Here is a 14,168-nt window from a genome sequence, read left to right as displayed (position 1 = left end):
TCCTCAGTGGCGGCGCGGCGCGCGGCGCACGACGTGGCGCAGCCCGGCCGCGAGCGCCAGCGAGAGGGCACCGCCGACCCACGCGAGCCCGTGGCCACCGGAGGACCCGCCCTCGGCGGCGTCGGTCTGCACGAGGGCCGGCCGGATCGGGGAGGGGGCCACGGCCGGCGCGGTCGTGGCCGGCGGCGTGGTGGTCGGGGCCTCACCGACGGCCTCGAAGGCGTCGATCGTCGGGTCGCCCTCGTCGGTCAGCTCGCAGGCCAGGCCGGTGTTCTCGTCCTCCTCGACGAAGAGCTGGAAGTCCGCGGTGACGAGCGTGTAGGTGCCCGGCTCCGGGGTGTCGACGGACACCTCGTCGAGACCCTCGACCTGCAGGGTCATCGGGCCCTCGGCCGGCACCGCGGTCGGCCCGTAGAGCAGCTCGAGGTCGAAGGCCTGCTCGCTCTCGTCGACGACGACGAGGTGGAAGCCACCGCCGGCGAGGTCCGGGCGCTCCTGGGCCCGCAGCGCGTCGACGAAGGGGGTCGGGAGGGTGATGGTCCCGGTGTACGGGGACAGCGGCACCGAGGTGCCGGTGGCGACGACGAGGTCGTCGGCGATGCCGGAGTCCCACGTGGCCGAGGCGGCGTCACCGCTGCCCTCGACCCCGCCGTCGCCGTCGTCGACGCCCCAGTCGCAGCTGTAGGCGAGGTCGCGCGAGGCCGCCGCCGCCGGGGTCGCGGAGAGGCCGACGAGGGCGGCCGCGCCGCAGAGGGCGAGCGTGCCGGCGAGCACGGTGGGCTTGGACATCGGTGGTCCCCTGGTGGTCGACGGCCTGGGCCGGTGGAGGAGCGGGCGGGCGCCCACGGGGAACCTAGCGGGTGGCCGGTCCCGGCGCACCCCGTCGCCCGGCTCGCGGCTACTTGTCGACGTCGCCGACGACGAAGAACATCGAGCCGAGGACGGCGACCATGTCGGCGACGAGGCACCCGGGCAGCACCTCGGAGAGCACCTGGACGTTGCCGAACGACGCCGACCGCAGCTTGAGCCGCCACGGCGTCTTCTCCCCGCGCGAGACGAGGTGGTAGCCGTTGAGCCCGAGCGGGTTCTCGGTGGCGGTGTAGCGCTCGCCCTCCGGCACCTTGAGGACCTTCGGGAGGCGCTGGTTCACCGGGCCGGGGGGCAGCGACCGGAGCCGGTCGAGGCACGCCTCGGCGAGGTCGAGGCTGACGTGCACCTGCTCGAGGAGCACCTCGAGGCGTGCGAGGCAGTCGCCCTCGGTGCGGGTGACGACCCGGCCGGGCCCGCCGGCGGCGAAGAGCTCGCCGTACGCGAGGTAGGGGTCGTCACGGCGCAGGTCGAGGTCGACCCCGCTCGCGCGGGCGATCGGGCCGGAGACGCCGTACTGCAGCACGGTGGCGGGCTCGAGGACGCCGACGCCCCGGGTGCGGGCGAGGAGGATCTCGTTGCCGACGAGCAGCGACTCGAGGTCCGGCAGGCGGCGGCGCACGGCCGCGACCGCATCGGCCACCCGGCCGGTCCAGCCGGCGGGGACGTCCTCCTTGAGGCCCCCGACCCGGTTGAACATGTAGTGCATCCGGCCGCCCGAGGCCTCCTCCATGACCGCCTGGAGCTCCTCGCGCTCACGGAAGGCGTAGAAGACCGGCGTGATGGCGCCGAGCTCGAGCGGGTAGGACCCGAGGAACATCAGGTGCGAGAGAACCCGGTTCAGCTCGGCGAGGAGGGTGCGCAGCCAGACGGCCCGCTCGGGCACCTCCATCCCGAGCATCGCCTCGACGCCGAGGACGACCCCGAGCTCGTTGGAGAACGCCGAGAGCCAGTCGTGCCGGTTCGCGAGGACGGTGATCTGCCGGTAGTCGCGCACCTCGAAGAGCTTCTCGGCGCCGCGGTGCATGTAGCCGACGACGGGCTCGGCGCGGACGATGCGCTCGCCGTCGAGGACGACCTTGAGCCGCAGGACGCCGTGCGTGGCCGGGTGCTGCGGGCCGATGTTGAGCACCATGTCGGCCGTCGCGAGGCCCCCGGCACCGACGGCGACGTCGAGGGCGCGCGGCTCGGCGGGGGCGTCGGGGCTCACCCGGCCAGTCTGCCGCACGTCGCCGGGGGTCACCCGGTCGCGACCCGGCGCAGCACCCACCAGAAGCCGCCGAGACCGTCCGGGTCGGTGAGGGCGCGGACGGCCGAGGCGCGGGCCAGCCCGGCGAGGTAGGCCGGGGGGTCGGTGCGGGCGAGGTCGATGTCCGGCGCGGCGGCGGTGAGGCCGAGGGCGCGCAGGGCATCCCGCTGGGTCGTCCGCTCGTCCTGCTCGAGGGTGTCGACGGCGACGTGCGCGGTGAGGTCGCAGGTCCCGTCGGGGACCGCCGGGACGGTCGTGCCCGCGCGGTAGCCGACGAGGGTGCCGGCGGGGGGCCGGGTGGCGCGGGTGTGCCCGTAGTCGACGGCGAGGAGGGTGCCGTGGCGCACCCGGGACACGAGGTCGCCCCACGCCCGGTCGCGGGCGAGGCCGACCTCGACGCGCGACCCGGGTGCGAGCCCGTCGAGCGGCCAGTGCGCGGCGCACCACGCCGCGTCCTCGTCGGTGACGGGGCCGGTCGCCTCCTCGGCACCGGCTGCGGCGTCGACGAGGACCTCGTGCGGGAGGCCGTCTCCGTCGACCTCGACGACGGTGCACGGCACGACGTCGAGCCACTCGTGGGCGACGACGAGCACGTCGTCGAGGTCGCGGAGGTCGTCGGGCAGGGTGGCGCCGCCGGGGGAGCGCAGCCAGTGGATGCCTGCGGCGAGCGCGGTCGGACGCTCGACGACGTCGACGCCCGTGAGCGCGAGGTCGGGGCGGACCGCGTGCAGCGCGCCGAGCAGCTCGCCGCGGCCGCACCCGACGTCGACGACGTGGGTGACACCCTCGCGGTCGGCCAGCCGGCCGAGCGCCTCGGCGAGGACCGCACCGAGCGGTCCGTGCGTCGAGGTCGTGAAGTGCCCGGCGGGGCCCTCGTCGCGCCGGTAGAAGCCGTCCGTGCCGTAGAGGGCCTGCTGCCACGCGTCGCGCCAGGGCACCGGGTCCACCCGCGGCACGCTACCGCTGCGCTGCCGGAGTAGCGTGCTCGCTCGTGGACGGCCTCGAGCACCCCGCCCGCCTCACCGTCGGAGTCGTCGGTGCGGGGCGGGTCGGCGCGGTCCTCGGCGCGGCCCTCGCCCGGGCCGGCCACCGGGTCTCCGGCGCCTACGCCGTCTCCGACGCCAGCCGAGAGCGCGCCGAGGCCCTGCTGCCGGGTGTCCCCGTCGCCGACGTGCCCACCGTCGTCGCCGGCGCCGAGCTCGTGCTCCTCGCCGTCCCGGACGACGCGCTCGGCGGCCTCGTCGCCGGCCTGGCCTCCACCGGCGCCTGGCAGGCCGGGCAGATCGTCGTCCACACGAGCGGACGCCACGGCACGACCGTCCTCGACCCGGTGCGCGAGCACCACGCGATGCCCCTGGCCCTCCACCCGGCGATGACCTTCACCGGCACCGCGATGGACCTCGACCGGCTCACCGAGTGCGCCTTCGGGGTGACGGCCGACGAGGTGCTGCGCCCGGTCGCCGAGGCGCTCGTCCTCGAGATGGGGGGCCAGCCGGTGTGGGTGCGGGAGGAGGACCGGGTCGGCTACCACGCGGCGCTGGCGCACGGGTCGAACCACCTCGTGACCCTGACGGCGGAGGCGATGGAGGTGCTGACCCGCGCAGGGGTGCCCGAGCCCCGCCGCCTGCTCGGGCCGCTCATGCACGCCGCGCTCGACAACGCGCTGCGGCTGGGTGACGCGGCCCTCACCGGCCCCGTCGCGCGCGGCGACGTCGGTACGGTGGGTGACCACCTGCGCGAGCTCGACCGGCTCGCCCCCGAGATCCGGAGGACCTACGTGGCGCTCGCCCGGGCCACCGCGCTGCGCGCCCTCGACGACGGACGACTGCGGGCCACCGCGGCCGAGCCCCTCCTCGACATCCTCGCCGACCAGGAGCGCTGAGTTGACCACCACCACCTCGACCCCCGTCGTCGCGCACACGCGCGAGGAGCTCAAGGCCGCCCGCGAGGCGCTGACGAGCCGCGACGTCGCCGTCGTCATGACGATGGGGGCGCTGCACGACGGGCACGCGCAGCTCATCCGCGCCGCGCGCCAGCGTCACGACCACGTCGTCGTGACGATCTTCCTCAACCCGCTCCAGTTCGGGCCGAAGGAGGACCTGTCCCGCTACCCGCGCACCTTCGACGCGGACATGGAGATCTGCCGCGAGGCCGGCGTCGACGTCATCTTCGCCCCGACGCCGGACGTCGTGTACCCCGACGGTGACCCCGGGGTGCGGGTGTCGGCGGGTCCGCTGGGCGAGGTGCTCGAAGGAGCCTCGCGCGCAGGGCACTTTGACGGCGTGCTCACCGTCGTCGGCAAGCTCCTGCACCTCACGGCCGCCCGCAGCGCGTACTTCGGCCAGAAGGACGCCCAGCAGCTGCTCCTCATCCGGAGGATGGTCCGCGACCTCGACTTCCCCGTCGACATCGTGTCGGTGCCGACGGTCCGCGAGGCCGACGGGCTGGCTATGAGCAGCCGCAACACCTACCTCACGGCGTCCGACCGCGAGGTCGCCCTCTGCCTGTCCCGGGCGCTGCGGGCCGGGGCCGAGGCCGCGCCGTTCGGGCCGTCCGCGGTCCGCCGGGCCGCTCGCGAGGTGCTCGTCGAGGAGCCGCTCGCCCTCGTCGACTACCTCGTCCTCGTGCACCCGCAGACCCTCGCCGACGTGCCGGAGTGGTACCGCGGCGAGGCCCTGCTCGCCGTCGCCGCGCGCATCGGCACGACGCGGCTCATCGACAACACCCCGGTCGTCGTCGGACCCGGCGGCGGGGCCGTCGACGTCTTCTCCGACGTCCCGCACGCCCGCGCCGACGTCTGACCCCACCTGCACCGCCGACCCGACCACCCGAGGACCCATGCAGCGCTTCATGCTCCACGGCAAGATCCACCGCGCCACCGTCACCGCCGCCGACCTGCACTACGTCGGTTCGCTGACCCTCGACCGTGACCTCATGGACGCCGCCGACCTCCTCGTCGGCCAGCAGGTCGACGTCGTCGACGTCGACAACGGGCAGCGCTTCACGACCTACGTCATCGAGGGTGAGCGCGGCTCGGGCGTCGTGTGCGTCAACGGCGCCGCGGCACGGCTCGTCGCGCCGGGCGACACCGTCATCGTCATCGCGTACGCCGCGATGGACGACGCCGAGGCCCGGGCGTTCGCGCCGCACGTCGTCTTCGTCGACGAGGCCAACCGGGTCGTCTCGGTGGGCGGTGACCCGGGCGAGGCGCCCGACGGCTCGGGGCTGTCGACGTCGGCAGTGCCTCGCGGACCCCTTGTGCCGGAGGCGGTTCGGTGACCGACGTGCTGGTCCCTCGGCGACTCGCGGCGCCGGAGCCGGGCTGGACGGTGGCGGCCGACGTCGTCGTCGTGGGGTCCGGCATCGCGGGGCTCACCTGTGCGCTCCGGCTGCGCGAGCGGGTCGACCGGGTGCTGCTCGTCACGAAGACCGTTCTCTCGGCGGGCTCCACGCAGTGGGCGCAGGGCGGCATCGCGGCGGCCCTCGACCCCGAGGACACCCCGCAGGAGCACCTCGACGACACCCTCGTCGCCGGCGTCGGGCTCTGCGACGTCGAAGCGGTGCGGGCGCTCGTCACCGAGGGGCCGGACCGGGTGCGCGAGCTCGTGGCCCTGGGTGCCGAGTTCGACCGCGACGCCGGGGGCGAGATCAAGCTGACCCGCGAGGGCGGCCACCACCGCGACCGGATCGCCCACGCGGGCGGCGACGCCACCGGGGCCGAGATCTCGAGGGCCCTCATCGCCGCGCTGCAGCGGGTGCTCGACGACCCGGGCATCGAGGTCGTCGAGCACGCCCTCGTCGTCGACGTCCTGACCGCCGGCGACGGCTCGGCCTGCGGGGTGACGCTGCACGTCATCGGCGAGGGGCAGGTCGACGGGGTCGGCGCGGCGCACGCGCGGGCGGTCGTCCTCGCGACCGGTGGCCTCGGCCAGATCTACACCTCGACGACCAACCCGCCGGTGGCCACCGGTGACGGGATGGCCGCCGCGCTGCGGGCCGGTGCGCGGGTCACCGACCTCGAGTTCGTCCAGTTCCACCCGACCGTGCTCTTCCTCGGCGAGGGGTCCACCGGGCAGCAGCCGCTCATCTCGGAGGCCGTGCGCGGCGAGGGCGCGTTCCTCGTCGACGACCGCGGCGAGCGGTTCATGGTCGGACGCCACGAGCTGGCCGACCTCGCGCCCCGCGACGTCGTGGCCCGCGGCATCCTCGACGTCATGGGCGAGCGCGGCCTCGACCACGTCTGGCTCGACGCCCGGCACCTGGGCGCGCGGTTCCTCGAGGAGCGCTTCCCCTCGATCGTCGCGCGCTGCCGCGAGCTGGGCTTCGACCCCGCCACCGAGCTGCTGCCCGTCGCGCCGGCGCAGCACTACGCCTCGGGCGGGGTCGAGACCGACCTGCGCGGCCGGACGTCGGTCGACGGCCTCTACGCGTGCGGCGAGGTGTCGTGCACCGGGGTCCACGGGGCCAACCGGCTCGCGTCGAACTCGCTGCTCGAGGGGCTGGTCTTCGCCCACCGCATCGCCGACGACGTGACCTCGCGCCTGGCGGCGGGTGAGCTGCCCGAGCGGCGGGCGGTGGAGCCGACGGACGAGCCGGCCCGGTTGCTCGACTCGTCCCAGCGGATCGGGTTGCAGCGCACGATGACCCGTGGCTGTGGTCCGCTTCGCAGCGCGGACTCGACGGCCCGCGCGCTGGTCGAGCTGGAGGCCCTCGCCGCGCTGCCCACGGGGGCCGCCGAGCCGGGTCCCCGGACGTGGGAGACGACCAACCTGCTGCACCTCGGGCAGGCCCTGGCGACGCTGGCGCGGCGGCGCGAGGAGACCCGCGGCGGGCACGTCCGCACCGACTTCCCCGAGCGTGACGACGACCGGTGGCTGGTCCACCAGGGCCTCGTGCGCTCGGCCGAGGGGTCGCTCGTCGTCGGCGAGCGGCCGGTCTCCGAGCCGATGGGCGGTGCGTGGTGAGCGGGTTCGGCTTCCCGGACGAGGACGCCCGGCTCGTCGTCGAGCGGGCGCTCGACGAGGACCTCGGCACGGTCGGCGGCGGACGCGACGTCACGACGCTGGCGACCATCCCGGCGTCCCAGGAGTCGGTGGCGCACGTCGTGGCGCGGGCCGACGGCGTCGTGGCCGGGCTGCCGGTCGCGGCCCTCGTGCTCGACGCGGTGGCCCGCCGGCTCGGGACGGGTCGGGTGTCGGTCGAGCCGCACGTCGCCGACGGCGACCGGGTCGCGCGCGGTGACCACCTCGCGACCCTCCGGGGGGCGACGCGGACGACGCTCGTCGCCGAGCGGACCGTCCTCAACGTCCTGTCCCGCACCTCCGGGGTCGCCACGCACACCCGGCGCTGGGCCGACGAGCTCGCCGGCACCGGGGCGACCGTCCTCGACACCCGCAAGACGACGCCGGGACTGCGGGCGCTGGAGAAGTACGCGGTGCGCTGCGGTGGTGGCACGAACAAGCGGATGGGTCTCTACGACGTGGCGATGATCAAGGACAACCACAAGCTCGCCGCCGGTGGGCTGACGGCCGCGTACGACGCGGTGCGGCGTGACTTCCCCGACGTCGACGTGCAGGTGGAGGTGACGACCACGGCCGAGGCGCTGGAGTCGGTGACCGCCGGCGCGCGGTTCCTGTTGTGCGACAACATGTCCCCGGCGCTGCTGGCCGAGACCGTGGCGGCGGTGCGCGCGACCGGCGAGGTCGTGGAGCTGGAGGCCACGGGCGGGCTGACGCTCGAGGTGGCCAGGTCGTACGCGGAGACAGGGGTCGACTACCTGTCGGTCGGCGGACTCACCCACTCGTCCCCGATCGTCGACATCGCGCTCGACCTCGACCCCGAGGGTGCGTAGCCGTCGGTCAGGTCCGCGGCCACTCGCGGAGCACGACGCAGACGGTGGTGGCGTCGAGCATCGCGAACTCTCTTGCGCCCCAGGGTCGCAGGCGGGGCGTCGGGAGGTTCGGGTGGAGGAGGTCGGGGCGGCGCGCGGAGACGTCGGCGAAGACCGCGTCGAGGTCGTCGGTCTCGAGGCCGAGCTCGGGGCGCTCCGAGTGCGCGGCGGCCTCGGCGTTCTCGGCCAGCTGGATCTTCGCGCCGTCGCGCTCGAGCACGACGAAGCCGCCGTCGCGGTGGACGACGTCCATCCCCAGGCCGTCGACGAAGAGGTCGAGCCCGACGGAGAGGTCGGCGTAGAAGACGGTGGCGACGAAGCGGGTCAGCATCCCCACAGTGTGCGCGCGGAGGCCGCGGTCGAACGCCTAGGCTCGGGGGATGCGTCACGAGCTCGCCGTCGGCCACGGACCCGAGGACGCGCGGATGCGCCCCGGGGCGGCGTACCGCCTGCTGAACTCCGCGGTCGTCCCGCGCCCGATCGCCTGGGTCAGCACCCGGTCGGCCGCGGGGGTCGACAACCTCGCGCCGCACTCGTTCTTCACCGTCGTCAGCACCGACCCGGCGATGCTCGCCTTCACGTCGGTCGGGCGCAAGGACACGCTGACCAACGTCGAGGAGACGGGCGAGTTCGTCGTCAACGTCGTGGGCGGGTCGCTGTCGCGGGTTGTCAACGGGACGAGCACCGACTACCCGCCGGAGACGGGCGAGTTCGACGCCGAGGGGGTCGAGCGCGAGCCGTCGGTCGTCGTGGGACCGTTCCGGGTGGCCTCGTCACCGGTCGCGTTCGAGTGCCGGCTGCACGAGGTCCGGCCCACGGGCAACTGCTTCGTCGTCGTCGGGGTCGTGCTGCACGCGGCGGTGTCGGAGTCTGTGGCGGGGTCGGACGACATGCTCCACCGACCGCACGTCGACGTGCGTGCCCTCGACCCGTGGGCCCGGCTCGGGGCCGACGAGTGGGCCCGGCTCGGCGAGGTCGTCGACCTGCCGCGCCCGAGGTACGACGGCTGATGGCGACCCCCGAGTTCATCCTCCGGCTGCGCGCGGGCGTCGGTCACGAGCTGCTCTGGCTGCCGGGAGTGACGGCCGTCGTCCTGTGCGGCGACGAGGTGCTGCTCGTGCGGCGTGCCGACACGGGGGCCTGGACCCCCGTCACCGGCATCTGTGACCCTGGGGAGCACCCGGCGGTGACCGCGGTGCGGGAGTGCCTCGAGGAGACGGGCGTCCGGTGCGAGGTGGAGCTGCTGGCCGCCGTGGGCGTGACGGGGGTCGTCGAGTACCCGAACGGCGACCGCTCGCAGTACGTCGACCACACCTTCCGGTGCCGGTACGTCGCGGGGGAGGCGCACGTGGCCGACGACGAGTCCTCGGAGGTCGCGTGGTTCCCGCTCGACGGGCTGCCCCCGATGTCGGACGAGCACCTCGGGCGGGTGCGGGTGGCGTCGGTGCAAGAGGGTCCGACGCGGCTGGTGTAAGAGGCTCGGTCGCGCTGGATCTGACTGTGGCGGAACCGGTTCCCTGTGGATGGACCGGGCGGGCTGTCGGTGGCGGCGGGTAGGATCGGGGGTAGCAGGGAGGAGCCCCGATGACCACGACCGCCGGTCCGCGCGAGGTGCTCGCGGCTGCTCGGCGGGCGCGGGCGGAGGTGGCGTCGGTGGTGGCCGGGGCCGGCGGTGGGGGCTCGGTCGCGCAGTGGGCGCAGGTGGTCGGTGAGCTGCAGGCGCTGGTCGACGTCGCGACCGCGGTGCAGGACAGTGCGGTCGTGGCCCTGGCCGCCGTGGAGACCGAGGTCGACGAGGACGGCACCCTGGTCGAGGTCCGTCACGCCCCGGGGCACGTGGCCCTGGATGCCCCGGCGGTGATCTCGGGGGTGTTGTGCGTGTCGGCGGTGCACGCCGAGCGGCGGGTGCGTGAGGCCGTGCGGGTCGCGGCGGACGGGCCGGAGGGGACGCCGGCGAGCACCGGCCTGGGTGGGCTGCACGTGGCGATGGGCGATGGGCGGCTCGACCCGTACCGGGCGCAGGTCCTCGCGCACGAGCTGGACGAGGCTCCGGCGCAGGTGGCGCGGGTCGTCGTCGACGCCCTCGAGGCGTGGTTCGAGCAGGAGGACGCCACACGACTGCGGCGCCGCTGCCGGCGGCTGCTGGCCCGCATCTGCCCGGACCTGCTGCGCCAGCGCGCGGTCCGGGCCCGCAGCGAGTCCGGGCCTGCGGCGGTGGGTCGACGAACCCGGCGTCGACACCTGGCTCGGGACCTTCCCCTCTGAGGAGGCGTGCACCGCGTGGGCCGCGATCGACGCCCTCGCCCAGCAGTACCTGCGTGACGGGGTGTGCGATCGCGTCGACCGGGCCCGCGCCAAGGCCCTGACCGACCTGGTCACCCAGCAGGCCAGCATCGACGTCCAGGTCACGCTCACCACGACCGCCGGTGCCTGCGGGGCGCCGGAGCTCGACGACGCGCGTTCCACGGACCTCGTGGCCGCCGCCGGCGTCGCCAGCGCGGAGCCGGTGCTCGTCGAGCGCGGATGGCTCTCGCAGGCGATCGCTGCCACCAACTGCCGCACCAGCCGCTCCGGCCGCGTCGTGATGTGCGACCCCGCGACCGGGGCGCTGCTCGACCCCGACGACGCCCTCGCCACCGACACCTATCGGCCCGGCGCCGCCCTCGTCCGGTTCGTCCGCGCCCGCGACGGACACTGCCGCTTCCCCGGCTGCCACGTCTCCGCCCGGTACTGCGACCTCGACCACGTCCGTCCGTTCCCCGCCGGCCCCACGAGCGCCGCCAACCTCGTCTGCCTCTGCCGCCGCCACCACCGCATCAAGCAACGCCCCGGCTGGCGGGCCGTCCTCCACCCCGACGCCACGATGACCTGGACCGACCCCACCGGCCGCGTCCGGACGACTGCCGCCCGCGACCACCGGCCCGTCGTCCTCCCGGACCGCGGCGCCGACCGCGCTCCGCCCGCTGTGCGCCGCCGGGGCGCGCTGCCCGACGGACCCCACTCCACCCTCGAGCACCACCTCGAGCACCATCCACCGCCCCGGGCGTGGGTCATCGAGTACCGGCCCCGAGACGGCCACGCGGGCCGCCGCTGCGCACTGCCGACCGGCGATCCCCCGTTCTGACCGCACGCGACGCCGCGCGGTGACTACCCTCGCGGCATGGGGAGCCGACACGGGAGGGCGGGCGGTCCTCGCGTCGCGACCGCGGTCGTGCTCGGCCTGCTCACCGCGGCCCTCGTCTCCGGGTGCCAGCCGCCGGGCCTGACCATCGGCAACGGGACGAGCACGACGGTGCGGGTCGTCGAGGAGACGACGGACCTCGAGCTGGTCCCTCGCATCGTGCCCGGCTCCACCGTCAGCCTCCGGGTGGCGGCGATGGACGCGGACGGGTGCGCCGTCAGCTGGCGGCTGGTGGCCATCGCCGAGGACGGCCGGGTCGTGGCCGCGCTCGACGGCCCGTGCCCCGGGACCTGGAAGATCCGGGAGGCCCGCCGCTGACCCGCGGTGCCGAAGTCCGACCGGCGTGCGGCACGACGTCCCCGGTGGGGGCGGGCCTCAGTAGCGGCGCCAGCGCAGCGCCACGGCGTAGTCGACGACCAACCCCTCGTGCGACGCCAGCACCTCGTCGGCCGGCCCGGGCGGCAGCTCGATGCGGACCACCGCCTCGAGGTCCTCGCGCCGCTCGAACCGCCACTCGATGGTCAGCGCCTGCGTCGTGAACCCCTGCCGGTCCCAGAAGCGCTGTACCGCAACGGGGTCGTAGGCCGGGTAGGCGCGCGAGAACCACGCCCCGAACGTCGAGCGCGTCGCGTCGTTGTCGACCAGGCAGGCCACACCCCCCGGCCGCAGCACCCGGGCCAGCTCGTCCAGCCCCGGTTCGCACCCCGGCCCGAAGAAGTACGCCCACCGCGCGTGCACCACGTCGACCGACCCCGCGCCCAGCGGCAGGGCCTCCGCGTCACCGGCCACCACCCGCGCCCGGGAACCCCTCGCCCGCAACCGGTTCGCCGCCCGACGCACGAGCGGCAGGTGCGGCTCGACGCCCAGCACCCGGGCTCCGCGCTCGGCGAAGCGCGGTAGGTGGAACCCCGTCCCGCAGCCGACGTCGAGCAGGTCCGCGCCCCGCAGGGGGTGCAGCGCGTCGATCGCCCGGTCGATGACCCCCGCCCGGTCGGACGCGATGTTCTCCAGCTCGTAGACCTCGGGGGTGTCCCAGATGTTCGGGCTGCGGATCACGGTGTGCCGCAGTCGTTCAGTCGTCGGTGGCCGACGAGGGGTGCGCGGGCTCGTTGGCCCCGTCCGGCAGCGCCGACCCGCCGCGCACCCGCTTCACCCGCGTCCGGCGTCCGCCGATGGTTCCGGCCTCGGCCGTCGCGGGGTGCACGAGCAGGGGGATGAGCTTGCGGGCGCCGGCCGACCGCGCGTGCCGCACGACGGCCAGGTGGGCCTCGCAGCGCACGACGAGCTCCTGGTACGCCGCCTCGCCCATGAGCGCGACGAGCTCGGCGTGGCTGCTGCGGTAGACCGGCTCACGGCCGACGTGCGCCTCCGGGTTCGACGAGCAGTACCAGTCGAGGTCGTGGCCGCCGGGCCCCCATCCGCGCCGCGTGTACTCGGCGATGGTCACCTCCTGGTACGAGGTGTCGTCCGGCTGCTCGACCGTGCGGTAGGAGCGGCGGATCGGCAGCTGCCAGCAGACGTCCGGCTTGGCCTCGTGGGGCGGGGTGCCGGTGAGCACGGCGTGCTGGTGCAGCGCGCACCCGGCGCCGGCCGGGAAACCCGGCCGGTTGAGGAAGATGCACGCGCCGTCGACGACCTTGGTCTTGCGGTCGCCGTCCTCGTCGACCTCGGTCCAGGCCGACCGGCGCGAGGGGTCCTTGTCACCGCGCTTGCCGCGCCCGGGGTGGTGCTGCCACTCGTCCTCGCCGAGCTCGGCGACGACCGCCCGGACCCGCTCGAGGTCGTCGTCGTCGGTGAAGTGCGCCCCGAGCGTGCAGCAGCCGTCGTCCGGCCGGTCGGCGTAGATGCCGCGGCACCCCGACCCGAAGATGCAGGTCCAGCTCGAGGTCAGCCAGGTGAGGTCGACGCGGAAGCGCTGGCCGGGGTCGGCCGGGTCGGCGAACTCCGCCCAGGTGCGCGGGATGTCGAGGGAGGCTTCGGGCACCCGCCCACCCTATGCACGACGGTGGGCACCCGACCGCGGTGCAACGCCGCACCCACTAGGTTTGCCCCATGCGCCTCGGGGTCGTCGACGTCGGTTCCAACACCGTCCACCTCCTCGTGGTCGACGCGCACCCGGGGGCCCAGCCGCTGCCGGCGAGCAAGCACAAGATCGACCTGCGCCTCGCCGAGCACGTCACCGACGACGGCCGCATCGCCGACGAGGGCCGCGAGCGGCTCGCCGACTTCGTCGCCGAGTGCCTCACCGTCGCCGAGGACCAGGGGGTCGAGGACCTGCGCGGCTTCGTCACGAGCGCCATCCGCGAGGCCCCCAACGGCCAGGACGTCCTCGACCACGTCGCCGAGCGCACCGGCGTCCGCCTCGACGTGCTCACCGGCGAGGAGGAGGCCCGGCTGACCTTCCTCGCGGTGCGCCGCTGGTTCGGCTGGTCGGCCGGCATGCTGCTCGTCGCCGACATCGGGGGCGGCTCCCTCGAGCTGGCGATGGGCATGGACGAGGAGCCCGACGTCGCCATCTCCGTGCCCCTCGGCGCCGGGCGCGTCACCCGCGACCTCCTGCCCGGCGACCCGCCCTCGCCCGACGACGTCCGCGAGGCCCGGCGCCGGGTGCGCGCGACGATCGCCGCCGAGCTGCGGCCGCTCGCCAAGGCCGGCCCCCCCGACCTCGCCGTCGGCACCTCGAAGACGATGCGCTCCCTGGCCCGCATCTGCGGCGCCGCCCCCAGCTCGGAGGGGATGTACGCGGAGCGCCTCCTGCCCCGCGACCGGCTCGTCGAGCGGCTCCCCGAGATCGCGGCGATGACGACGCGGCAGCGGGCCGACCTCCCCGGCGTCTCGGCCTCGCGCGCCCGCCAGCTGCTCGCCGGGGCGGTCGTCGCCGACGCGACGATGGACCTCCTCGGGCTCGACCAGCTCCAGATCTGCCCCTGGGCGCTGCGCGAGGGCATCCTCCTGCGGCACCTCGACCGGATGGGGTGAGC

Annotated in this window: 17 protein-coding genes; 11 read left to right on the top strand and 6 right to left on the bottom strand. The window is 75.2% G+C overall.

The genetic code is table 11. From position 1 onward, the window contains the following. Positions 1-3: 3 nt before the first annotated feature. The 3 genes from JQN70_RS06175 to JQN70_RS06165 form a co-directional block, all read right to left on the bottom strand. Positions 4-789, bottom strand: coding sequence for a hypothetical protein (locus tag JQN70_RS06175; RefSeq protein WP_204130446.1), 786 nt, complete (start codon positions 787-789; stop codon positions 4-6). 109 nt (positions 790-898) lie between these two features. Further along, complete coding sequence (locus JQN70_RS06170) at positions 899-2,002, bottom strand: NADH-quinone oxidoreductase subunit D (RefSeq protein ID WP_204130656.1); 1,104 nt, start codon at positions 2,000-2,002, stop codon at positions 899-901. A 104-nt stretch (positions 2,003-2,106) separates the two neighbouring features. After that, the gene (locus tag JQN70_RS06165; protein WP_204130445.1) at positions 2,107-3,063 is read right to left on the bottom strand and encodes an SAM-dependent methyltransferase; all 957 of its coding nucleotides are present in this window, start codon (positions 3,061-3,063) and stop codon (positions 2,107-2,109) included. A gap of 44 nt (positions 3,064-3,107) precedes the next feature. On the opposite strand from JQN70_RS06165, the gene JQN70_RS06160 reads away from it, so the two are divergent. The 5 genes from JQN70_RS06160 to nadC are packed head-to-tail and all read left to right on the top strand — an operon-like array spanning position 3,108 to position 7,967. Next, on the top strand, positions 3,108-3,998 hold the full coding sequence (locus tag JQN70_RS06160; protein ID WP_204130444.1) for a Rossmann-like and DUF2520 domain-containing protein: 891 nt from the start codon (positions 3,108-3,110) through the stop codon (positions 3,996-3,998). 1 nt (position 3,999) lies between these two features. Next, positions 4,000-4,917 carry a pantoate--beta-alanine ligase gene (gene panC / locus JQN70_RS06155; RefSeq protein ID WP_204130443.1) on the top strand — a complete coding sequence of 306 codons (918 nt, stop codon included), beginning with the start codon at positions 4,000-4,002 and terminating at the stop codon, positions 4,915-4,917. A 37-nt stretch (positions 4,918-4,954) separates the two neighbouring features. Continuing rightward, entirely contained in the window at positions 4,955-5,395 is a 441-nt protein-coding gene (gene panD / locus JQN70_RS06150; protein WP_204130442.1) for an aspartate 1-decarboxylase, read from the top strand. Further along, the gene (locus JQN70_RS06145; protein ID WP_204130441.1) at positions 5,392-7,080 is read left to right on the top strand and encodes an L-aspartate oxidase; all 1,689 of its coding nucleotides are present in this window, start codon (positions 5,392-5,394) and stop codon (positions 7,078-7,080) included. The genes panD and JQN70_RS06145 overlap by 4 nt, the downstream gene beginning before the upstream one ends. Further along, complete coding sequence (gene nadC / locus JQN70_RS06140) at positions 7,077-7,967, top strand: carboxylating nicotinate-nucleotide diphosphorylase (RefSeq protein ID WP_204130655.1); 891 nt, start codon at positions 7,077-7,079, stop codon at positions 7,965-7,967. Before JQN70_RS06145 ends, nadC begins: the two co-directional genes overlap by 4 nt. Positions 7,968-7,974: 7 nt before the next feature. On the opposite strand, the gene JQN70_RS06135 is transcribed toward nadC, so the two are convergent. Continuing rightward, positions 7,975-8,337, bottom strand: coding sequence for a VOC family protein (locus JQN70_RS06135; RefSeq protein ID WP_204130440.1), 363 nt, complete (start codon positions 8,335-8,337; stop codon positions 7,975-7,977). Between the two features lie 49 nt (positions 8,338-8,386). On the opposite strand from JQN70_RS06135, the gene JQN70_RS06130 reads away from it, so the two are divergent. The 5 genes from JQN70_RS06130 to JQN70_RS06110 all read left to right on the top strand — a co-directional run bounded on the left by JQN70_RS06130 (position 8,387) and on the right by JQN70_RS06110 (position 11,505). Further along, the gene (locus tag JQN70_RS06130; protein WP_204130439.1) at positions 8,387-9,016 is read left to right on the top strand and encodes a flavin reductase family protein; all 630 of its coding nucleotides are present in this window, start codon (positions 8,387-8,389) and stop codon (positions 9,014-9,016) included. Next, complete coding sequence (locus JQN70_RS06125; protein WP_204130438.1) at positions 9,016-9,480, top strand: NUDIX hydrolase; 465 nt, start codon at positions 9,016-9,018, stop codon at positions 9,478-9,480. Before JQN70_RS06130 ends, JQN70_RS06125 begins: the two co-directional genes overlap by 1 nt. A gap of 110 nt (positions 9,481-9,590) precedes the next feature. Then, a complete protein-coding gene (locus JQN70_RS06120; RefSeq protein WP_204130437.1) occupies positions 9,591-10,271 on the top strand; it encodes a hypothetical protein in 681 nt (226 codons plus the stop codon). 61 nt (positions 10,272-10,332) lie between these two features. Continuing rightward, a complete protein-coding gene (locus JQN70_RS06115; RefSeq protein WP_204130436.1) occupies positions 10,333-11,130 on the top strand; it encodes an HNH endonuclease signature motif containing protein in 798 nt (265 codons plus the stop codon). Positions 11,131-11,166: 36 nt separating this feature from the next. Continuing rightward, complete coding sequence (locus tag JQN70_RS06110; protein WP_204130435.1) at positions 11,167-11,505, top strand: hypothetical protein; 339 nt, start codon at positions 11,167-11,169, stop codon at positions 11,503-11,505. A gap of 57 nt (positions 11,506-11,562) precedes the next feature. Here the strand turns inward: JQN70_RS06110 and JQN70_RS06105 are convergent, their stop codons facing one another. Both JQN70_RS06105 and JQN70_RS06100 read right to left on the bottom strand, forming a co-directional pair. Continuing rightward, positions 11,563-12,243 carry a class I SAM-dependent methyltransferase gene (locus JQN70_RS06105; RefSeq protein WP_307835845.1) on the bottom strand — a complete coding sequence of 227 codons (681 nt, stop codon included), beginning with the start codon at positions 12,241-12,243 and terminating at the stop codon, positions 11,563-11,565. 16 nt (positions 12,244-12,259) lie between these two features. Beyond that, positions 12,260-13,171: a DUF3109 family protein gene (locus tag JQN70_RS06100; protein WP_307835844.1), complete on the bottom strand. Its 912-nt coding sequence runs from the start codon at positions 13,169-13,171 to the stop codon at positions 12,260-12,262. Between the two features lie 68 nt (positions 13,172-13,239). Between JQN70_RS06100 and JQN70_RS06095 the strand changes: the two genes are divergently transcribed. Then, positions 13,240-14,166 carry a Ppx/GppA family phosphatase gene (locus tag JQN70_RS06095; RefSeq protein WP_204130434.1) on the top strand — a complete coding sequence of 309 codons (927 nt, stop codon included), beginning with the start codon at positions 13,240-13,242 and terminating at the stop codon, positions 14,164-14,166. Positions 14,167-14,168: the final 2 nt, after the last annotated feature.

Source organism: Phycicoccus sonneratiae (assembly GCF_016887965.1).
Lineage (GTDB): Bacteria > Actinomycetota > Actinomycetes > Actinomycetales > Dermatophilaceae > Phycicoccus > Phycicoccus sonneratiae.
This window is presented reverse-complemented; position numbering and strand designations above follow the sequence as displayed.